This window comes from Actinoplanes lutulentus (genome assembly GCF_003259845.1).
GTDB lineage: Bacteria > Actinomycetota > Actinomycetes > Mycobacteriales > Micromonosporaceae > Actinoplanes > Actinoplanes lutulentus.
The window spans coordinates 326125-345629 of the sequence record NZ_QLMJ01000001.1 but is presented as its reverse complement, the minus strand read 5'-3'; the positions used below and the strand labels follow the sequence as shown (position 1 = coordinate 345629).

The 19505-nt window shown below is 68.5% G+C and carries 18 protein-coding genes; 10 read left to right on the top strand and 8 right to left on the bottom strand.

The window, feature by feature from the left end:
* Positions 1-25: 25 nt before the first annotated feature.
* The 4 genes from B0I29_RS01385 to B0I29_RS01370 all read left to right on the top strand — a co-directional run bounded on the left by B0I29_RS01385 (position 26) and on the right by B0I29_RS01370 (position 6573).
* Positions 26-1384 (top strand): dihydrolipoyl dehydrogenase family protein, encoded by a 1359-nt coding sequence (locus tag B0I29_RS01385; protein WP_111646946.1) that lies wholly within the window; start codon positions 26-28, stop codon positions 1382-1384.
* Positions 1384-1974, top strand: coding sequence for a TetR/AcrR family transcriptional regulator (locus tag B0I29_RS01380; protein WP_111646945.1), 591 nt, complete (start codon positions 1384-1386; stop codon positions 1972-1974). Before B0I29_RS01385 ends, B0I29_RS01380 begins: the two co-directional genes overlap by 1 nt.
* A 124-nt stretch (positions 1975-2098) precedes the next feature.
* Positions 2099-3688 carry an ABC-F family ATP-binding cassette domain-containing protein gene (locus tag B0I29_RS01375; protein WP_111646944.1) on the top strand — a complete coding sequence of 530 codons (1590 nt, stop codon included), beginning with the start codon at positions 2099-2101 and terminating at the stop codon, positions 3686-3688.
* Between the two features lie 11 nt (positions 3689-3699).
* Positions 3700-6573, top strand: coding sequence for an ATP-binding protein (locus tag B0I29_RS01370; protein ID WP_111646943.1), 2874 nt, complete (start codon positions 3700-3702; stop codon positions 6571-6573).
* 4 nt (positions 6574-6577) lie between these two features.
* On the opposite strand, the gene B0I29_RS46275 is transcribed toward B0I29_RS01370, so the two are convergent.
* From B0I29_RS46275 to B0I29_RS01350, 4 genes are all read right to left on the bottom strand, one after another.
* On the bottom strand, positions 6578-7183 hold the full coding sequence (locus B0I29_RS46275; RefSeq protein ID WP_220091252.1) for an excalibur calcium-binding domain-containing protein: 606 nt from the start codon (positions 7181-7183) through the stop codon (positions 6578-6580).
* Between the two features lie 837 nt (positions 7184-8020).
* Positions 8021-8191, bottom strand: coding sequence for a universal stress protein (locus B0I29_RS01360; protein WP_245972171.1), 171 nt, complete (start codon positions 8189-8191; stop codon positions 8021-8023).
* Positions 8192-8196: 5 nt separating this feature from the next.
* Positions 8197-8478 carry a universal stress protein gene (locus B0I29_RS01355; protein WP_111646941.1) on the bottom strand — a complete coding sequence of 94 codons (282 nt, stop codon included), beginning with the start codon at positions 8476-8478 and terminating at the stop codon, positions 8197-8199.
* A gap of 126 nt (positions 8479-8604) precedes the next feature.
* The gene (locus B0I29_RS01350; RefSeq protein ID WP_111646940.1) at positions 8605-9501 is read right to left on the bottom strand and encodes a LysR family transcriptional regulator; all 897 of its coding nucleotides are present in this window, start codon (positions 9499-9501) and stop codon (positions 8605-8607) included.
* Positions 9502-9574: 73 nt separating this feature from the next.
* Here B0I29_RS01350 and B0I29_RS01345 point away from each other — a divergent pair, with 73 nt between their 5' ends.
* The 3 genes from B0I29_RS01345 (at position 9575) to B0I29_RS01335 (ending at position 11894) form a co-directional block, all read left to right on the top strand.
* Complete coding sequence (locus B0I29_RS01345; protein ID WP_111646939.1) at positions 9575-10507, top strand: DMT family transporter; 933 nt, start codon at positions 9575-9577, stop codon at positions 10505-10507.
* A gap of 44 nt (positions 10508-10551) precedes the next feature.
* The gene (locus tag B0I29_RS01340) at positions 10552-11190 is read left to right on the top strand and encodes a GTP pyrophosphokinase (RefSeq protein ID WP_221401711.1); all 639 of its coding nucleotides are present in this window, start codon (positions 10552-10554) and stop codon (positions 11188-11190) included.
* Positions 11191-11339: 149 nt separating this feature from the next.
* On the top strand, positions 11340-11894 hold the full coding sequence (locus B0I29_RS01335) for a hypothetical protein (RefSeq protein WP_111646937.1): 555 nt from the start codon (positions 11340-11342) through the stop codon (positions 11892-11894).
* A gap of 56 nt (positions 11895-11950) precedes the next feature.
* Here the strand turns inward: B0I29_RS01335 and B0I29_RS01330 are convergent, their stop codons facing one another.
* Entirely contained in the window at positions 11951-12421 is a 471-nt protein-coding gene (locus B0I29_RS01330; RefSeq protein ID WP_111646936.1) for a MarR family winged helix-turn-helix transcriptional regulator, read from the bottom strand.
* 70 nt (positions 12422-12491) lie between these two features.
* On the opposite strand from B0I29_RS01330, the gene B0I29_RS01325 reads away from it, so the two are divergent.
* Both B0I29_RS01325 and B0I29_RS01320 read left to right on the top strand, forming a co-directional pair.
* Entirely contained in the window at positions 12492-13514 is a 1023-nt protein-coding gene (locus B0I29_RS01325) for an LLM class flavin-dependent oxidoreductase (protein WP_111646935.1), read from the top strand.
* Positions 13511-14128, top strand: a complete 618-nt coding sequence (locus B0I29_RS01320; RefSeq protein WP_111646934.1) for an NADPH-dependent F420 reductase — start codon at positions 13511-13513, stop codon at positions 14126-14128. Before B0I29_RS01325 ends, B0I29_RS01320 begins: the two co-directional genes overlap by 4 nt.
* 1 nt (position 14129) lies before the next feature.
* Here B0I29_RS01320 and B0I29_RS01315 read toward each other — a convergent pair whose 3' ends face one another.
* Positions 14130-15266, bottom strand: a complete 1137-nt coding sequence (locus B0I29_RS01315; RefSeq protein WP_245972114.1) for an MFS transporter — start codon at positions 15264-15266, stop codon at positions 14130-14132.
* A gap of 463 nt (positions 15267-15729) precedes the next feature.
* Here B0I29_RS01315 and B0I29_RS01310 point away from each other — a divergent pair, with 463 nt between their 5' ends.
* A complete protein-coding gene (locus B0I29_RS01310; RefSeq protein ID WP_111646933.1) occupies positions 15730-16818 on the top strand; it encodes a hypothetical protein in 1089 nt (362 codons plus the stop codon).
* A gap of 21 nt (positions 16819-16839) precedes the next feature.
* Here the strand turns inward: B0I29_RS01310 and B0I29_RS01305 are convergent, their stop codons facing one another.
* Positions 16840-17304: an Asp23/Gls24 family envelope stress response protein gene (locus B0I29_RS01305; RefSeq protein WP_111646932.1), complete on the bottom strand. Its 465-nt coding sequence runs from the start codon at positions 17302-17304 to the stop codon at positions 16840-16842.
* A 276-nt stretch (positions 17305-17580) separates the two neighbouring features.
* The gene (locus B0I29_RS01300) at positions 17581-19401 is read right to left on the bottom strand and encodes a carbohydrate-binding module family 20 domain-containing protein (protein WP_220091251.1); all 1821 of its coding nucleotides are present in this window, start codon (positions 19399-19401) and stop codon (positions 17581-17583) included.
* Positions 19402-19505 lie beyond the last annotated feature (104 nt).

Here is a 19505-nt window from a genome sequence, read left to right as displayed (position 1 = left end):
GCTCGACGAGCGAGACGATAGGACCATGCGAACTTTTGATGTGGTGGTTGTCGGTGCCGGCCCCGGTGGCGAGGTCGCGGCCGGATACCTCGCTCAGGCCGGGCTCAGCGTCGCGGTGGTCGAGGGTGACAAGGTCGGCGGCGAGTGCTCCTTCTACGCCTGCATTCCGTCCAAGGCGCTGCTCCGCCCGGGTGAGCTCGTCGCGCAGGCCGGTCGTACCGCCGGGGTGACCGGCGCGACGCTCGACGTCCCGGCCGTGCTCGCCTACCGGGACAAGCTGATCGGCAACCTGGACGACGCCGGCCAGGTGCCGTGGCTGGTCGATCGCGGCATCGAGGTGATCCGGGGCTGGGGCAGGCTGGTGGGCGAGCGCCGGCTCGTCGTGGAGAAGGACGGCGACGAAGAGGTCATCGAGGTGCGGAAAGCGGTGATCCTCGCCGGCGGCACCCGGGCCACGCTGCCGCCGATCGCCGGGCTTGCCGAGGCGAACCCGTGGACGAACCGGGAGGCGACGACCGCTCAGGAGATCCCGGAGTCGCTGGTCATCATCGGCGCGGGCGTGGTCGGTACCGAGATGGCCCAGGCCTACACGTCGCTGGGCGCGCACGTCACGCTGATCGGCAACGTGCTTCCCCGGGAGGAGGGCTTTGCTGGCGAGCAGGTCAGCGCGGTGCTGCGGGACCAGGGCGCGGACATTCGGACGGGCGTGCGGGCCGTGTCGGTTACGCGTACCGACAAGGAAGTGACCGTGACGCTCAGCGACGGCGCGGCAGTGAGCGCGAGGGAGGTCCTGGTCGCGGCCGGGCGCAGCCCGCAGAGCGCCGGGTTGGGGCTGGAGAGCGTCGGGATCGCCGGGAGTGGATATGTGGCGGTCGACGAGCGGATGCGGGTGCCGGGCAGCGAGTGGCTGTACGCGATCGGCGACCTGAACGGGAAAGCGCTGTTCACGCACATGGCGAAGTATCAGGCCGGCATCGCGGCCGCGGAGATCCTCGGCCGGAGCATCGTGACCGAGCACCTCGCCGACGGGCCCGGATCGCCGCGGGTGATCTTCACGGAGCCGCAGGTGGCGGCGGTCGGTTACACGGTGGCGGGCGCTGCCAAGGCTGGGCTGAACGTCCGGGTGGTCGACGTGGACACCGACGGTAACGCTGGCGGGGCGTTCACCGGGGGCATCGGCGGGACCGCGCGGTTCCTGATCGACCAGGACCGGGACGTGCTGGTCGGCGTCACGATCACCGGTGCGGAGGTCGCCGACTTCCTGCAGGCCGCCACCATCGCGATCGTCGGCGAGGTGCCGGTGCGGCGGCTGCGGCACGCGGTGCCGGCGTTCCCGACCCGCAGTGAGCTCTGGCTGAAGTTCCACGACGCGCTGGGAGTCTGATGCCGGCTCGCGCGCTGACGGCAAAGGGGGAGCAGACCCGCTCGCGGATCGTGGCCGGCGCGGCCGCCGAGATCCGCGAGCGGGGCGTGGACGAGGTACGCCTCGAAGACGTGATGACACGGACCGCCACCAGCAAGAGCCAGCTGTTCCACTACTTCCCGGACGGCAAGGAGGAGCTGCTGATCGCGGTGGCGCGGTTCGAGGCGGACAACGTGATCGACGACCAGCAGCCGATGCTCGGCGAACTCGACTCGTGGGAGTCCTGGGAGCGGTGGCGGGTGCGGTTGATCGAGCGGTACCGGCTGCAGGGCACGCACTGTCCGCTGAGTGTGCTGCTGGGCTCGGGCAGGCGTACCCCCGCCTCGCAGGCCGTGGTGGACGGCCTGATGGAACGCTGGCAGGCCGCCATCGCCGCGGGCATCCGCAGGATGCAGGCCAAGGGTGAGATCGCGGCGGCGATGGAGGCGGACCGGGCCGCCGCGGGGCTGCTCGCAGGGATCCAGGGAGGTGTGTTGCTGCTGCTCGGGACGGGTCGCACCGATCATCTGGAGGCGGTATTGGACATGACGATCGGTGCGCTGCGGCGTTAGGGTGGTTGACGTGGAAGGTGACCTCGACATCTCCGGGTTAATGACCCGACGCGGCCGCCCCTGTTGAGGGTGCGCGGCCCTGTTTGTCGTACCCATCACCGGTTTTGACCTTTGGGGTTCTTCCATGTCCGACGCATTCGTCGTGTGTTCCACCCTGTCCTTCTCCTGGCCGGACGACACTCCGGTCTTCCAGGATCTGTCCTTCTCGGTGCCCGGCGGGCGCACCGGCCTGGTGGCCGCCAACGGCGCCGGCAAGTCCACGCTGCTCAAACTCATCACCGGTGACCTGCGTCCGGCGTCCGGCAGCGTCTCGGTGCGCGGCGTGCTCGGATATCTGCCGCAGCACCTGCCGTTCGTCTCCGATCAGAGTGTTGCGCAGGTCCTCGGCGTCGACCGGATCCTCGCGGCGCTGCACGCCATCGAGGGCGGCGACGCCGCCGAGGAGCATTTCGCCACGGTCGGCAACGACTGGGACGTCGAGGAGCGCAGCCGGGCCGAACTCGACCGCCTCGGTCTCGGCGACGTCGGCCTCGACCGGACGCTCGGCACGCTCAGCGGCGGCCAGGTCGTCTCCCTCGGGCTCGCCGCCCAGCTGCTGAAACGCCCCGACGTGCTGCTTCTCGACGAGCCGACAAACAATCTCGACCGCCCGGCGCGCGACCGGCTCGTCGCGGTGCTGCGGTCCTGGGGCGGCTGCCTGCTGCTGGTCAGCCACGACCGGGAGCTGCTCGACGAGGTGGACCGGATCGCGGCGCTCGACGCCGGGGAGATCCGCTGGTACGGCGGCACCTACAGCGAATACGAGGAGGCCCTGCGCGGTGAGCGGGAGGTCGCCGAGCGGGAGGTTCGCAACGCTTCGCAGGATCTGAAACGGCAGAAGCGGGAGCTGCAGCAGGCGCGGGAGCGGAGTGCCCGGCGGGCGTCGACCGCGTCGCGGAATCTCGCTGACGCCGGGCTGGCCCGGATCGTTGCCGGTGGGCTCAAGCGTGATGCTCAGGTGTCGGCGGCGAAGGCGAACGACGTGCACACGTCGCGGGTGGCTGACGCGCAGGCGCGGCTCGACGCGGCGGGGTGGGCCGCTCGGCAGGACGACCGGATCGTCGTGGAGCTGCCGGGGACGCATGTGCCGGCGGGCCGGACGGTGTTCTCCGGTGCGGGGCTGCGCGCATCCTTTGATTCGTCGCTTTTCGCCACCGGCGGTCTTGATCTTCATATCCGCGGGCCGGAGCGGATCGCGCTGACCGGGCCGAACGGTGCCGGGAAATCGACGCTCCTGCGATTGATCAGCGGATCCGAGCGGACCGCCTACCTCTCCCAGCGTCTCGACCTGCTCGACGAGGATCGCAGCGTCGCGGAGAACCTGGCGGCGTTCGCGCCGAACCTGCCCGACGCGGAGCGGATGAACCTGCTCGCCCGGTTCCTCTTCCGGGGCGGCCGCGCGCACCTGCCGGTGCGCGCTCTCTCCGGCGGCGAGCGCTTGCGGGCCACTCTCGCCTGCGTTTTGTACGCCGAACCAGCCCCGCAGTTGCTCCTGCTCGACGAGCCGACAAACAACCTCGACCTGGCAAGTGCCGGGCAGTTGGAGGCGGCGCTGATCGCGTACCAAGGGGCGTTCGTGGTGGTCAGCCACGATGAGCGGTTCCTGCGGGAGATCGGGGTGGACCGGTGGCTCCGGCTGGAGGACGGATCTCTGAGCGAGGTGCGGCCCGTGTAATCTCCGACCACGTGCACGCGGATAACGAGCTGCGGGGGCGCCGCCGCGAACAGGAGACACTCGACCGGTTGCTGCGCGACGTCCGCGCCGGGCACAGCCGGGTGCTGGTGCTCCGTGGCGAGGCCGGCGCCGGCAAGAGTGCGCTGCTGGATTACCTGGCCGGGCAGGCACCGGCCGGCCGGGTGGTCCGGGTCGCCGGTGTCGAACCGGAGACGGACCTGGCGTACTCGGCGTTGCAGCAGCTCTGCGCGCCGCTTCTGGAGCACCTCGACGGATTGCCTGCGCCACAGCGGGAGGCGTTGGCGACGGCGTTCGGGTTGAGCGCCGGGCGTACGCCGGATGCTTTGATCGTCGGGTTGGCGGTGCTGGGGTTGCTGGCCGAGGCGGCCGCTCAACGGCCGCTGATCGTGGTGATCGACGACGCGCAGTGGCTGGACCGGATGTCCGAGGTGATCCTGACGTTCGTGGCGCGGCGGCTCGGCGAGGAGTCGGTCGGGTTGATCCTTGCCGCGCGTCCGGTTTCGTCCTTTGAGGGCAGGCCCTCGTCTTTCGAGGGCTCGACCTCGCCTTTTGAGGGGTTGCGTTCGCCTTTTGAGGGGTTGCGTTCGCCTTTCGAGGGCTTGCCTTCGCCTTTTGAGGGCCTGCCGGAGCTTCTGGTTGACGGGCTAGCGGCTGAGGACGCCCGGGCGCTGCTTGACGCGGTGTTGCCCGGGTTGGTGGACGCCTCGGTGCGGGATCGGATCGTCGCGGAGACCCGGGGTAATCCGCTGGCTCTGCTGGAATTGCCTCGGGGTCTGAACGCGGCGGAGCTGGCTTTCGGTTTCGGGAGCCCGGCCGTCGATGGGGGCTCTGCTCTTGCCGGGCGTATCGAGGAGGGCTTTCAGCGCCGGATCGCCGCACTTCCGCCGGACACCCGGCTGCTGCTGCTCACCGCCGCTGTCGAACCGGTCGGTAATGTCCCGCTGCTCTGGCGCGCCCTCGGACTGCTCGGTATCGGCGCTGACGCGGCGGCGCCCGCCGAGACGTCCGGGCTGATCGAAATCGGTACGCGGGTGCGGTTCCGGCATCCGCTGGTCCGTTCGGCAGTGTGGCGTGCCGCCGATCCGGCGCAACTGCGGGCCGTACACCGGGCGCTCGCCGAGGTGACCGATCCTGATCAGGACCCGGATCGGCGGGCGTGGCATCGGGGTCACGGCACGGCCGGGCTCGACGAGGAGGTCGCCGCCGAACTCGAACGCTCCGCGGACCGCGCCCTGGCCCGGGGCGGACGGGCGGCGGCCGCGTCGTTCCTGGAACGGGCGGCGGAACTCACCGGGGATTCGGCGGTGCGCGCCGGGCGTACCCTCGCTGCCGCGCACGCGCGGTTCGCCTCCGGTGCTGTCGCGCGGGTTCCCGAGCTGCTCGCCGCCGCTGAGCTCGGCCCGCTCGACGCGGTGCAGCAGGCCGCGGCGGAGCGGTTGCGGGCTCGGGTCGCGTTCACGCGTAACACCGGGCGGGCCGCGATCCCGCCTCTGCTGGATGCCGCCGCTCGGCTCGAGAAGCTCGACCCGGCCGCGGCTCGTGAGACGTATTTGTCGGCGATCGGCGCGGCTGTCAACGCGGGTCGGCTCGGCGAGGGCAGCGGTTTCCGCGGTCACGGTGCTGGCGGCGTTGACGGTGGCCGTGGTGGTGATCTGCGGCGGGTCGTTGAGGCTGCGGCTGCTCTGCCGGATGGGGATGAACCCGCTGGCCGGCTGCTCGCTGGGATGATCAGCTGGCAGCGTGACGGCATCGCGGCCGCCGTGCCGCTGCTGCGACACGCGGTCGGCGAGATCCCGGAGAGCCGCGACCTCGACCTGCTCTGGCTCACCGGCATGGTCGTCCACGAGATCTGGGACGACACCGAGTTCCTGGATCGCACCGCCCGGGCCGTCACCGTTGCCCGGTCCTCCGGCACGCTCTCGTCGCTGCCCACCGCGCTCACGTTCCGGGCCACCGCGCTGATCTACGCGGGCCGGTTCGGTGACGCGACCGAGCTGCTCGACGAGGCCGCCGCCCTCGCGCAGACCACCGCCGGGCCGTCGCCGCACCCGGCCACCGCGGTCATCCTCGCCGCGCATCAGGGCCGGGCCGAGCCGGCGCTCGAACTGATCCGCGCCCTGGAAGTGGATGCGCTCGCCGGAGGTGCCGGCTGGCTGATCGGCGTCGCCTCGTACAGCCGGGCCGTCCTGCACAACGGGCTCGGCAACTATCCGGCCGCGTTGGCGGCGGCGCGGGAGGCGACCGATTTCGACGACCTCGCCGTTTTGCAGTGGGGGCTTTTCGAGCTGGTGGAGGCGGCTGCGCGTACCGGGGAGCACGGTCTTGCCGCGGTGGCCCGGGACCGGCTCGTCGAGCGTACCCAAGCAGCGGGAACGGCCTGGGCGCGCGGCACCGAGGCGCTGGCCCGCGCGCTCGCGGGCTCTGTTCCTCATCTTGAAGATCACTATCGGTCAGCGGTGGAGCAGTTCGCGGAGACCCGGCTGACCGTGCAGCTCGCCCGGGCGCAGCTCGTTTATGGGGAATGGTTGCGCCGGGAGAATCGGCGCGCCGATGCGCGCGAACAATTGCGCGCGGCGCACGACGCATTCACCACCATGGGCGCGACCGGCTTCGCCGACCGCGCCGGCCGGGAACTTCTGGCGACAGGTGAGACGGTGCGCAAGCGCCATTCAGGGGTACGCGAGGAGCTGACCTCTCAAGAGACCCAGATCGTCCGGCTGGCGGCCGCCGGGAGAACGAACCCGGAGATCGGGGCGGTGCTGTTCCTGAGCCCCCGAACCGTCGAATGGCACCTGCGAAAAATCTTCACCAAACTGGGCATCACGTCTCGGCGCGAGCTGCATCAGACGGTGGAGATGTCCTGAATTCTTATTGCTCGCAGACGATGCCGTCGTTGTCACGATCCTGGTACCAGTCGTATTCGGGGTCGGTGCCCTCGTAATAGGGGCCGTATCCGGCGTCGTTGGCGGCGCCGCAGGTGCGGAAGCGGGGGTCGGTGCCGCTGTCCTGCTCCTCGTCTTCCTCTTCTTCTTCGGCCGGTGCCTTCGTGGTGGGCTTGGGTGACGGCTTTTTTGTTGTCGGTTTGGGTGACGGCGCTTTGGTCGCCGTTGCTTTCGTTGTGGTTTTGCTGGGTGGCGGCGCTTTGGTGGTGGGCTCGCCGGTCTCGGCCTGGGTGGACTCGGTTTCAGGTTGGGCAGCCGCGGTTTTGGCTGGGGTGGCGTCGGTTTTGGCTGGTGCGGTCTCGGTTTTTGCTGGGGCCTGGGCCAATTGCTGCGCGGCCGGTGCCTCTGCCGGATCGTTCGTCCTGCCGGATTGCGGAGAGGGCGCGAAAATGGCGACGCCGCAGACGCAGAAGAGGAGCAGGCCGATGATGCCGAGCGTGGTCTTGTGCCAAGGCTTCCATTTGGACGGTGGCTTATCGGTAGGCGGTGTCTGCTGTCCGCCCCAAGGGTCCTGCGGTGGAGGCAAATTCACAGCGTGATATTGGCGTGACATCACCATTTGCGGTAGCCACCGACCGGGGCTCCCCAACCTGCCCGAATGGGCGATTGGGGGTCACTCAAGAAGCCAAAGGCGAGTTTCGCCCACTCAGCTCTCGCGATTGTTCTGGGGGGCTTTGCCTGCCGCTCTTGTCACGAAGGGTGACGAGTTGGCGGGGTGGGTGTCCGGCTGGGCCGTATGTATGGAGACTCGCGGGGGTCAGGGCACCAGTGGGTTTCCAAGATTCGCCGTGTATCCCGCTGGTTCATCACTGTTCGTGTGCGCTGGTCGTCACCTGGCCGGCTGATCGGAGCGCCGGGCGCTTGCGGAACCCAGAGCGTGGTGAAGGTAGGAGGCGGCCTGGGTTCTGCGGAACTCCGCGGTGTTGCGGAGAGCTCCGGGTACTGCGAAGTACCGGCCCGCGCGACGTGGATGGGGTCGCACGTAATCGTTCGGTGCGGGTTCATCCACGCTATAGCCGAGACGCGAGCCCACGCAGCGACTACGTGAGTCCTCATCATCGTTGGGCGGCCGTTCCGTGGGCGCGCGTCTCGGTTACGCGTGCGCTCGCTCCTCGGTGGCGCCGACCCGAAAACCAGCGTAGGCGGGCGGGAATCCCGAGCAACGCCGATCAAGGCCGGGCGACACAGAGGGACGCCGAGCGGGGCCGGGCGACGCCGAGCGGGGCTGGGCGGGGCCGGGCGACGCCGAGGGATGCCGGGTCGGGTGCTCTGCTGTTGCGGGTGCCATGCGAGCCCTGCTCGATCGCAAATCAAGGCAAGCTCCGGTCGCTGGACGCTATCGCCCCGCAGGTTGCGCGCCGACGAAGGGTCAATCGCTCGGGTCGGCGATCACGGCTACCGGGCAAGGGGCGTTTCGGGAGACACGCCGGCTCACCGAGCCGAACAGCAGGCCGGTGATCCTGCCGCGGTGGCGGCTTCTGACGACGAGGAGTTCGGCGCCTTCGGCCGCGGCGAGCAGGCGGGAAGCTGGGCGGCCCACCAGCGTCAACGGCTCAGCGTAAACGGCTCAGCGTCGACATCCGGGGCGGCGTCGCGAGCCGTGGAGACTCCGGCGGCCGCGACGATGCCGGCGAGTTCTTGAGCCAGGGCGAAATCATTGCCGGCGAAATCGGACAGTGCTGATGTGCCGCCGTCCCAGTCGAGAACGTGTACGACCCGCAGGGGAACGTGACGGCGGGCTGCCTCACGGGCGGCCCAGCGGACTGCATCGTTGCCGGTGACGGCACCATCAGTGCCGACGACGACAGTAGGAGTAGGAGTACGCATGGCTTCCTCCTCGGGGTCCTCACGTTCATCGTCGAGGTTGACGCCACGACGGGGCAGAGGACAAAGTCCCGTCGACTGGACCCACGCCGAGTCAACGCAACTCAACTCATGTCAACTCAACTCAACTCAACTCAACTCAACTCCTGATGTTGACGCGATCTCGCGCAACGCATTCAACACGGTCCGGGCCGCAGCCCGATGCAACGTCTCCGGCCTGGTCAACACGTCAATATGGCGCCCGGCCGGCAGGTCGGCGAGCGGACGCAACACCAGCCGTGGATCGGCGACGCTCGTAAAACCGGGCAACAACGCCAATCCACCACCAGCTGCCACCACGGCTGCCGCGACGGTGAACTCGTTGATGCGATGCACCACGTCCAGCGGCCGTCCTGCCGTCGCCGCGATCGCTGTCAGCACACCCTGCAAGGGAAACCCGTCATGCACGCTGATCCACTGTTCCGTACTGACATCAGCCGCCGTCAGCTCCGCCCGCCCGGCCAGTCGATGATCGGCGGGCATCGCCACGTACAACGGCTCGTACACCAGCGGCACCACCGTCACCCGGTCAACCGGCCAGGGCGGATTGTGGGCGAGCCGGTGCGCGACCACCAGGTCGTAATCAGCGACGAGCGCGGGAAAGTCGGCGTGCGCCACGTCCCGATCCGAACACCGGACCACGGGTGATCCCGCGCTGATCAAGGCTGGGAAATACGCCAGCGCCGCGCTGTGGAACGCTGCCACGGTCACCGGAGCGGCCGGGTCCTCCAGGTACGCGTCCACCACCCGGTCGGCACGGTCCATCGCCGTCCAGATCTCCGCTGCCGCCTCGGCCAGGGCCCGGCCCGCGCCGGTCAGCACGAGACGACGGCCCTGGCGCTCGGTCAGCGGAACCCGCGCGGACCGCTGCAAGACCTTGAGCTGCTGGGAAACCGCTGACGGCGTGATGTGCAGCGCTTCCGCGACGGCCGCGACGCTGCCCCGGTCGCCCAGTTCGCGCAGCAGGCGCAGATGATGCAGATCCATTAGGTATGACTACACCATCGGTTCAGAACCTCGTCCCTGGACTTCATCGGCGGCAGCCCGCAGGCTCGTACTCGTGCTCAAGGACCTCCCGCTGCTGGCCGTCGCCATCGTCTGGGGCAGCAGCTACCTCACCGCCAAGGACCTGACGGTCGCCGGCGGCGTGCTGGCCCTGCTCGCGCTCCGCTATCTGATCTCCGCGGCCGCGATGCTGCCGGTGCTCGCGATCCGCCGGCCGCGCCGGCCCAGCCGTCGCGAGATCGCGGTGGGCACGCTGCTGGGACTCACGCAAGCTTCGGTGCTCGCTTTCGAGACGTACGGGGTGGCGCACACCTCCGCGACCAATGCCGGCGTCCTGATCAGCCTGACGATTCTGCTCACGCCGATGCTCGAAGGCGTCATCGGGCGGCGTTTCCTGCCGCCGAGCTTCTTCCTTGCCGCCGTCGTGGCGGTCGGGGGAGTGGTGCTGCTGGTCGCCGGGCCGGGCCTGCGGGCACCGTCGGCCGGGGACGCGTTGATCCTGGTGGCGGCGGTGATCCGAGCCGTCCACGTGACGCTTTCCGGCCATCTCTCTCGTGGCCGGGACTTTGACACGGTCACGCTGACCACCGTGCAGACGGTCGTCGGGGCGGTGCTGTTCACCGCGGCCGCGGGTCCGACACTGGGTACGGCCGTTTCCGCGTACGGAAAAGATCAGTGGCTCGCGGTGACCTATCTGGCGCTGGGTTGCAGTGTTTTCGCCTTCCTCGTGCAGCTGTGGGCGATCCGCCGGACCTCGGCGGCGCGGGCGTCGCTGCTGCTCGGCACCGAGCCGGTGTGGGCGGTTCTGATCGGCGTGGGGCTGGGCGGGGAGCACCTGACCATGGTCACCCTCGCCGGGATCGCACTGGTGCTCGGCGGAACCGCCGCCGGGCAGCGGGTGGAGGCAAACGTACGCCGGGAGCAGCAGAAACCGATAGGTTCGGTGGAGTGGCAACCTCGCGTCCCGGAGAAGATGACGGGCAGTTAGTGCCGCATGGCACCGGGCAGGTGCCTGAGGTGCTCCATGAGCACATGTCCGATCTGAATCATTTCCTGATGGTGTACCGGTTCGGGCTCGCGGAGATCAATACGAAGCTGGACATCCTGGCCGAGGAGCTCGCGCACCACGGGACCGGCAATCCGATCGAGCACATCCGGCCGCGGCTGAAGACGCCGGCCAGCATTTTGGCGAAAGCGCGCCGCATCGGCTGCCCGCTCACGTACACCGACTTGCGGCAGCGGATCCGTGACATCGCCGGGATGCGGGTGGTGTGCGGGTTCGTCTCGGACGTGTACACCGTCGCGGAGATGCTGACCCGGCAGCCCGACGTGCAACTCGTGCTGACCAAGGACTACATCGAGAAGCCGAAGCCGAACGGGTACCGCAGCCTGCACCTGCTCGTGGAGATCCCGGTCTTCATGTCGGACCGGATGGTGTCGGTGCCGGTCGAGGTGCAGCTACGGACCGTGGCGATGGATTTCTGGGCCAGCCTGGAGCACAAGATCTACTACAAGCACAGCCCGCAGGTACCGGCGCGGCTGCGCGACGAGCTGACGGCGGCCGCCAACGATGCGGCACGGCTGGACGAGCGGATGGAGCTGCTGCACCGGGAGATTCATGGCGGTCCGGCACCGGTCCGTCCATCTGCGGATCACTCGACTGCAAGATGATTCACATCTTGCAAGAGCTTGCAATCTGATCGATTCACCCTAGGCTATGCCTGCCTCCCTCCACTGGGGAGGATCCATGCCTAGCCGTCTGCCCTCGGTAACGCGAAATTTACGGATAAGGCTGGATCCTTATGGAATCCAGGAGTGCTATGCGTTCGATCAGCAAGATGTTCCTCGCGCTGCTCGTCGGCCTCGCCGGCGTGCTGGCCACCATCACCCCGGCCAGCGCCTCACCTCCGCCGCCCACCCAGGTCGGCGGGCTCGATATCGGTGCCTACTGCCGTTCGATCGGGTACGCCGACGCGACACTGACCGGCTCGACCGCGTACGACTGGAAGTGTGTCGCCGACGGCCGTGAAGGTGACCTGGCGTTCGACGCGGCCTGCCGCTGGGCGTACGGGAACGAGTACATCGTCGACCGGATCGACGACTTCTACGACCCGACCTCGGTGTCGTGCTGGTCGGTGCAGCCGGACGTGGTCACGCCGAACTTCGAGGCGTACTGCACCGGGCTGGGGTACAGCGGATCCGCGCTGCTGGGGACCACGGTCTACGACTGGCACTGCGTGCAGTACAGCCGGGCCGGCCCGACCTACTACGACATCGACGTGGCGACCGCCTGCTCGACGCTGACCTCCGGGTACGCGCGCCTCGACCGCTTCGCCAACTTCTACGACGCGTCCAGCTGGCAGTGCCGAGTCTGAGCAGGTCGTGATCCCTTGAGCCGCAGCCGCCACGACCGGCTGCGGCTCAGGGGCTTTCAGGGCATTTCACGGCTTTTCAGGTGTCGGCCGAGCGCTGCGGCGATCTCGCCGGCGGCGGCGAGTTGCTCCGGGGTCAGCGCGTCGACGAAGAGCTCGCGGATCGCGCGCAGGTGCGGGATCGTGGCGGCGTCAAAAGCGGTCTTGCCCGCCGGCTGGAGGACCGCCTCGGCGCCGCGGCTGTCGGTCAGGCACTCCTCGCGGCGGATCAGCCCGCGGCGCTCCATCCGACCCAGGTGGTGGGACAGGCGACTGCGTTCCCAGCCGATGTGGGCAGCCAGATCGGATGATCGCAATCGGCCATCCGGCGCCTCGGTCAGCGCCAGCAGTACCGCATAGTCGCCCGGCGACAATCCGGAGTCCGCCTGCAGGCGCGCGCTGATCCGGCCGCGCAGCAGGTCGGTCGTCTCGATGAAGTCCCGCCACGTGCTCAGTTCGTCGCGATCGGGGAGCTTTCGTCCGCCGGGCATAAACACCCACCTCCGGTAGTTGACGTGTCCATCATACTTTGCTGACACGTCAATTACACGGGAGGAAGCCATGATCCTGGGCCTCGACACGTTCGGTGACGTGCCGGAGAACGACTCCGGCACACTCGTCTCGCACGCCGCCGCGATTCGGCAGGTGATCGATGAGGCCGTGCTCGCTGACGAGCTCGGCGTGGACGCGATCGCACTCGGCGAGCATCACCGTCCGGAGTACTCGATCTCCACGCCGGAAACGGTGCTGGCCGGCATCGCGGCGCTCACCAAGCGGATCAAGCTGGGATCCGGCGTCACCGTGCTCAGCTCGGACGACCCGGTGCGGGTGCACCAGCGGTTCGCCACCGTCGACGCGATCTCCCGGGGCCGCGCCGAGGTGATCCTCGGACGCGGGTCGTTCACCGAGTCGTTCCCGCTCTTCGGGTACGACATGAGTCAGTACGACCTGCTCTTCGAGGAGAAGCTCGACCTGTTCGTGAAGCTGCTCGACGAGAAGCCGGTGAGCTGGACCGGTCAGACCCGGCCGGCGCTCGTGGACGCCGACGTGTTCCCGAAGACCGAGAGCGGCCGTCTCACCACCTGGGTCGGCGTGGGTGGCTCGCCGCAGTCGGTGGTCCGCACCGCCCAGCACGGACTGCCGCTCATGCTCGCGATCATTGGCGGTCAGCCGTCGCGCTTCGCGCCCTATGTCGACCTGTATCGGCGGGCCGCTGAGCAGCTCGGCACGGTCGCGCACCCGGTCGGCATGCACTCGCCGGGCTTCATCGCGGACACCGACGACCTCGCCAAGGAGATCTACTACCCGCACTACAAGATCCAGCGCGACCGGATCGGTGCGCTGCGCGGATGGCCGCCGCTGCGCAAGACCGAATTCGACGCGGAGGTCGAGCACGGCTCGCTGTACATCGGGTCGCCGGAAACGGTCGCCCGCAAGATCGCTAGCGGCGCCGGGTCGCTCGGCGTAGGCCGGTTCGACCTGATCTACACCGCGGGGGCGCAGCCGGTCAGCGCCCGGATGCGGGCCGTCGAGTTGTTCGGGGCTAAGGTCGCTCCGATGGTCAGGGAGATGATGGCGGAATGACGACGATTGGCATTCTCGGCGCCGGGAAACTCGGCACCGTTCTGGCACGGCTCGCCGTCGGTGCCGGTCACGAAGTGCTGGTGGCGGGATCCGGCGATCCGGCGAAGATCCGCCTGATCGTCCAGGTGCTGATTCCGGGCGCGGCCGCGGTTTCCGCCGCGGAGGCGGCCGCCCGGTCGGACATCGTGGTTCTCGCCCTGCCGCTCGGCAAATATCAGACGGTGCCGGTCGAAGAACTGCGCGGAAAACTGGTCATCGACGCGATGAACTACTGGTGGGAGGTCGACGGCGTCCGCGACGACCTCGGGTCGTCAAGCGCCCTGGTACAGGCGTTCCTGCCGGATTCCCGGGTGGTGAAAGCGTTCAACCACATGGGCTATCACGACCTGGACGAGTCGGGCCGGCCCGCCGGAACCGCCGGCCGTAAAGCCATCGCGATCGCCGGTGACGATGCGGACGCCCTCGCCGCTACCGCGGCATTGGTCGAGTCCTTCGGATTCGACGCGGTGATTGCCGGGTCACTTTCCGATGGCGTACGCATGGAGCCCGGAACGCCATTGTTCGGAGCCAACGAAGACGCGGCAACAGTGCGGGAAATGCTCGCGGCGGCGTGATTCATCGCCGGCTTTCCCGGCCGGCAGCGGCTCCCGCGGCCGTCTGCAGCGCCGCGAATCCCGCCACCAGAATCAGAGAAGCGGTCCAGCCGCCGGTCTGCTCGGCCAGCAGACCGGCGAGGAACGGGCCACTGGCCGCCAGCAGATAACCCAGCGACTGGGCCATTCCGGACAGCCGCGTCGTCTCGGCATGATCGCGCCCGCCGAGGCTGATCAGGGTGAGCGCGGCGACCAGCGCAGCGCCCTGACCGAGACCGGCCATCGCGGCCCAGGCGACGGCAAGATCCGGGACGACCAGCAGACCGAGGATCGCCACCAGCACCGGCAGACTCGCGACGACCGCGCCGGCCGAGCGCTTACCCGGCTCACGCAGCAGAAACGGGATCGCGAGACCACCGATAATGCCCATACCCTGATAGAGGAAGAGGTGCAGTCCGGCGGTCCGTGCGGACAGCCCGCCGGCGATCTCGATCGTCGGCAGCCACGTCACCAGCACGTAAAACGTGGTCGACTGCAACCCCATGAACGCCGTGATCAGCCAGGCGCTCGGCTGCCGCCAGACGTTGACCGTCTCTGCTGAGATGGCCGGAGTCTCGGCCGGCGCGGCGCTCGCCCGGGTCCGCGGCAGCCAGATCACCGCCACCACCAGCGCGAGCACCGACCACACGCTCAGCGCGAGCCGCCAGTCGGCCAGCCCGGCGATCGGCACGGCCAGCGCGGAAGCGGTCGCGGCAGCCAGCGTGATGAACGCCGTGTAGATCCCGGTCGCGCGCGACACATTCGCCGCGTAATCACGCTTCACAATCGCCGGAACCAGGACATTACCCACCGCGATGGCACAGCCGATCACAACGGTTCCGGCCCAAAGACCAAAACTCCCTGTGTACGCCCGAACGACCCCGCCGGCGGCCAGCACCAGCAGTGCGGCAAGCACCGCCCGCTCCGTCCCGAGTCGGCGCGCGAGCCGATGCACCTGCGGGGAGACCAGCGCGAACGCGAGCAGCGGCAGCGCGCCGAGCAGCCCCTGTGCGGCCTCGCCGAGCTGTTGGTCAGCGCTGATCTGCGGCAGAAGCGGCCCGACCGCGGTAATCGCCGGCCGCAGACAGAGCGCGACAAGAAAGACGGTCGCAGTCAACACGATCACTTTCTACACCCAAAATGATCACCGGAGTGAGCCGGAGCAGATCTCGCAGGCGGGTAGATAGCCGGCCGAGCCAAGGGCACACGCAGAAGGCCGGCAGGCGCGATGAGGTCACACCGAACGCGTGTGTGAGGTCCCGTCTCGGCCCTGGCGTGGATGAAGTCGCACAGTGGCATTGCGTGCGACCTCATCCACGCCGCCGGCCGTGAAATTCCCGCCAGCATCTCAACCGCCGGGCCTGAAGGGAGATCGGCACATGCCAAAGCCCGCGCAGGGCGTCTGGCCCTCGCCCCGTCCATGCCTGCCCGCTCGGTCTGGCCCGTCGGTTTCGTTCGGAGGTCTCGGCCTAGCCTCCTAGGATGCCTTAGGCGGGGTGAGCGGGACCGTTCGGCGGTGGGGGACCACAGCGTCTGCGGGCGGTCGGGGATCGGGCTGTTGGGGGCCGGATACTGTGCAACGCATGGTGTTTCCGGCCGTTGTGCTTGCTGCTTTGATCGGGGCCGCGCCCCTGGCCGTTCCCCCGGTCGCTGCGGTGCGGGCTCCGGGGGAGCTGTGTGAGATCACGGACGACCGGCTCAATGAGATCTCTGGGCTGCTCACCGACGGCGACGGTTATGTGGTGGTCAATGACGGGGCTGATGATCCGGACGGGCGGCGGATCTTCTTTTTGAATCGGAAGTGCAAGGTTGTCCGGACCGTGAAGTATCCGTCGCGGCCTCGGGACACCGAGGATCTGGCTCGGGGGCCGGACCAGACCGTCTGGGTCGGTGACATCGGGGACAACAGTGGCAGCCGGGAGACTATCGGGTTGTGGCGGCTCTCGCCCGGGGCCAAGTCGCCCAAGTTGTTCCGGCTCTCCTACCCGGATGGGGCGCATGACGCTGAAGCTCTGCTGATCTCGGGGGACGGCACGCCCGTGGTGATCACCAAGGATCCGGTCACGGCGGGGATCTATGTTCCGGACGGTGAGCTGCGCTCGGGGAAGACCACGCCGCTGCGGCGGGCCGGGGACTTCGGGATTCCGGTGACGAGTACCAGCAACCCGTTCGGGTTCCCGGGACGCCTGGTGATCACGGGCGCCGCCGTCAACGCCGACCGGACGCGTGCTGTACTCCGTACGTACTCGGATGCCTTTGAATGTGATGTCACTAAGGGTGACGTGGTTGCGGCCTTGACCGGCTGCAGTTCCCGGACGGTCGCGCTGCCGGACGAGCCGCAGGGCGAGTCGATCGCCTACAGTGCCGATGGATCCGCGCTGCTCACGGTCTCCGAGGGGAAAGACGCGCCGATTCGGAGCTATCCGCTGACCGGCCAGCCGGGCGATGCACCCCAGGGCGAGTCGACATCACCGGCGGAGGCCACCACACCGGCGGAGACCAGACCGCCGACTGAGGCCACGCAGAGTGACGTAACGCAGGGCGAAACCTCATCGGCGGAGACGCGGGCGGTCTCTCGGGAACTCCCGTTCGGCGCGATCGCCGCCGCAGCCTTCATGATCATTGCGGGCGCCGCGCTGGGCCTGCTGATCGCGCGCCGTCGCCGTTCCTGAGCAGGCGCCGTTGAAATACCGTTACTCGTGGTGGAGGCGGATGTCGTCGACCTTGACGTCGACGTTGCTGACGTGGAGGCCGTAGTTCTCCACGGCTGCGATCACCGCGGTCCGCACGGCCGCGGTCACCTCGGAGACGACCTTGCCGGCGGCGATCACCAGGACCACCGTGATCTCGACGTCGAGTCCGTCCACGCTGGCCGTCACGCCGCGGGTCGCGTCGCCGACCTTGTCCAGGCCGATCTTGTCGAGGACCGAGTTGAAGAAGCGGGCCACGTCGCCGCCGAGCTCGTCGACGCCGGGTACCGACCGGGCGGCAGCGGCGGCGAGCTTCTCGACCACCTCGCGTTCGAAGTGGGTCTGCCCGCGGTAGGCGGCCACCTCCACGACTTCGGCGCCACCGTGTGCGGGGGGCACGGGCGAGACCGTGGCTGGCAGGAAGATCTCCTGTGTACGGTCCGCGCGGAACTCACCGTCGTCGTTCATCTGCGTCCCTCATGTGGTGCCGTCCGGAGCGACGTGAGCCTACTAGAGATCTTTCGTGGTCGAACTCCACCACGTTCCGCCGCTTGGTTGAACGGGCGGCCACAGAGAATCTTGAGCGATGTCGCACCACGGGCGGTCGAAAATCACTCAAGATCCGCAGGAAGGCGGGCCGACGGCGAGCGAGCTGCCCCGTGTGAGCTTGGGTGCGATGCCCTTGGGGGCTTGGGGCGGAGGCCGCCCGCACGAAGCGGGCGGCCGGTTACGCGTACCCGATGGTCAGCTGCGGAAGGTGTCACTCAGGGTGAGGGAGCCGCTGGCCGGGACGGTCGCGGTTCGGTTGGCGCCGGATTCCCAGGTGACGGTGCCGTCGCTGTTCTTGCGGAGGTATTTGTATTCGAAGCTGGTTCCGGCGGGCAGGGAGACCGTGCCGGTCCAGACCGGGTAGGTGGCGGAGGAGAGGGCTACCGCGCTCGCCGGCGTCCAGTTGCCGAGGGCGGACTGGTTGCCGGTCACGAAGATGTTCTGACCGAGAGTGGTCGTCGCGTTAACCCCGAAGCTCGCCCCGGCGGAAGCCGACGCCGACGCCGAGGCCGACGGCGAAGCGGAAGCGGAAGCCGACGCCGACGGTGTCGGTGAGGACGGAGCGGTCGTGGTCGGCGTCACTCCGCCGGTCGCGCCGACATACAGAGCCACCGCCTCGCCTGCCGGGATCGTCGCCGTGAACTGCCCGGATGCGTTGACCGCGTAGGAAACGCCGCTGCAGCCGCCGCCGGCGACCGGGTCGCCGTGCTGGACGTCGCAGTAGGTTCCGGCCGGCAGTGAGGTCTGGAAGGTACGCGTCAGCGAGCTGCTCTCGTGGTTGATCGCGACGTAACCCTTGCTGCCGCGTCCGAAAGCGATCTGATCGGCGCCGTTGCTCCACCAGTTGGTGACGGCCGTTCCGGCGACGTTGTTGCGGAAGCCGACCATGTTGCCGACCTGCCGCCAGGCGTGCTGACATTTCCAGCCGTCGGTGTAGCAGGCGTTGACGGTGCCGCCGTTGGGCGGTCCGGCGTCGTGGTCGGTGAACTCGTAGCCGGAGTTCACGTCCGGTGCGCCGTAGGGCCAGGCCAGTGTGAAGACCTGCGCGAGGGTGTACGCGGACCCGTTCTTGTAACTCAGCGTGTCGCCACCACGCTCGGTGTCGTGGTTGTCGACGAAGACGGCCGCCTGGTTGCTCGGCAGGTAACCCCACGAGGCGCCGAAGTTCGACAGGTAGGCGAGGTTCTCGCTGAGGAACACCCGCTTGAGGTCGCGGGCGAACCGGAACTCCTGCACGTCGCCGGTGCCGGTGTACTCGGTCGGCTGGACGGCCTCGCCGGAGCCGAAGATGACCTCCTGCTTCCAGTACGCGCCGGTGTTGGAGAGCTTCGACTTGATGCCGGCCAGGTCGGCGGCGGACATGTGCTTGGCCGCGTCGACCCGGAACCCGTCCACACCGAGTGACGACAGGTCGTTCAGGTACGCGGCGATCGTGGAACGCACGTAGTCGCTGCCGGTGTTCAGGTCGGAGAGGTTGACCAGCTCACAGTCCTGCACGTTGGACCGGTTGGTGTAGTCGGTGATCGCCGTCCGGCAGGAGTGGAAGTCGGCGTTCGAGTAGTACCCGGGGTAGTTGTACTTGCTGTAGGTCGTGCCGCCGGTGCCGGTCCCGGACCCTGCGCTCATGTGGTTGATCACGGTGTCGGCGATGACCTTCACGCCTGCGGCGTGACAGGCACTGATCATCGAGCTGAAGGCGGCCCGGTCACCCAGACGGCTTGCGATCTTGTACGAGACCGGCTGGTACGACGTCCACCACTGGCTCCCCTGGATGTGCTCCTGCGGGGGCGAGACCTGGACGTACCCGTACCCGAGCGGGCCGAGCCGATTGGTGCATTCGGTGGCGATCGAGGCGAACTTCCACTCGAACATCACGGCGGTGACGTCCTTGCTGCCCGGCGGGGCGGCGAAGGCGTCGGGGCCGCTGACGAGGGAGGCGACGCCGAAGCCGCCGAGTCCGAGAGCGAGCGTGGTGGCGGCGAGGGCGGTGGCGAGACGGCTGCGGGGACGAGTCACGGGGATCTCCTGTGAGAGATGGGGGATGTCTTGCTGCAACAGGAGTGAAACTTTCTGAAAATACTTTCGACAAAAAATAGGGGCCGGTCACTTTCCCGTCAAGG

Excerpts from the sequence above, each read along its gene's own strand:
- B0I29_RS01325 (WP_111646935.1), top strand. The coding sequence starts at position 12,492 with ATGATCCTGGGCCTCGACACGTTCGGTGACGTGCCGGAGAACGACTCC.
- B0I29_RS01330 (WP_111646936.1), bottom strand. The coding sequence starts at position 12,421 with ATGCCCGGCGGACGAAAGCTCCCCGATCGCGACGAACTGAGCACGTGG.
- B0I29_RS01380 (WP_111646945.1), top strand. The coding sequence starts at position 1,384 with ATGCCGGCTCGCGCGCTGACGGCAAAGGGGGAGCAGACCCGCTCGCGG.
- B0I29_RS01335 (WP_111646937.1), top strand. The coding sequence starts at position 11,340 with ATGCGTTCGATCAGCAAGATGTTCCTCGCGCTGCTCGTCGGCCTCGCC.
- B0I29_RS01355 (WP_111646941.1), bottom strand. The coding sequence starts at position 8,478 with ATGCGTACTCCTACTCCTACTGTCGTCGTCGGCACTGATGGTGCCGTC.
- B0I29_RS01305 (WP_111646932.1), bottom strand. The coding sequence starts at position 17,304 with ATGAACGACGACGGTGAGTTCCGCGCGGACCGTACACAGGAGATCTTC.
- B0I29_RS01310 (WP_111646933.1), top strand. The coding sequence starts at position 15,730 with ATGGTGTTTCCGGCCGTTGTGCTTGCTGCTTTGATCGGGGCCGCGCCC.
- B0I29_RS01340 (WP_221401711.1), top strand. The coding sequence starts at position 10,552 with ATGTCCGATCTGAATCATTTCCTGATGGTGTACCGGTTCGGGCTCGCG.
- B0I29_RS01375 (WP_111646944.1), top strand. The coding sequence starts at position 2,099 with ATGTCCGACGCATTCGTCGTGTGTTCCACCCTGTCCTTCTCCTGGCCG.
- B0I29_RS01320 (WP_111646934.1), top strand. The coding sequence starts at position 13,511 with ATGACGACGATTGGCATTCTCGGCGCCGGGAAACTCGGCACCGTTCTG.
- B0I29_RS01350 (WP_111646940.1), bottom strand. The coding sequence starts at position 9,501 with ATGGATCTGCATCATCTGCGCCTGCTGCGCGAACTGGGCGACCGGGGC.
- B0I29_RS01385 (WP_111646946.1), top strand. The coding sequence starts at position 26 with ATGCGAACTTTTGATGTGGTGGTTGTCGGTGCCGGCCCCGGTGGCGAG.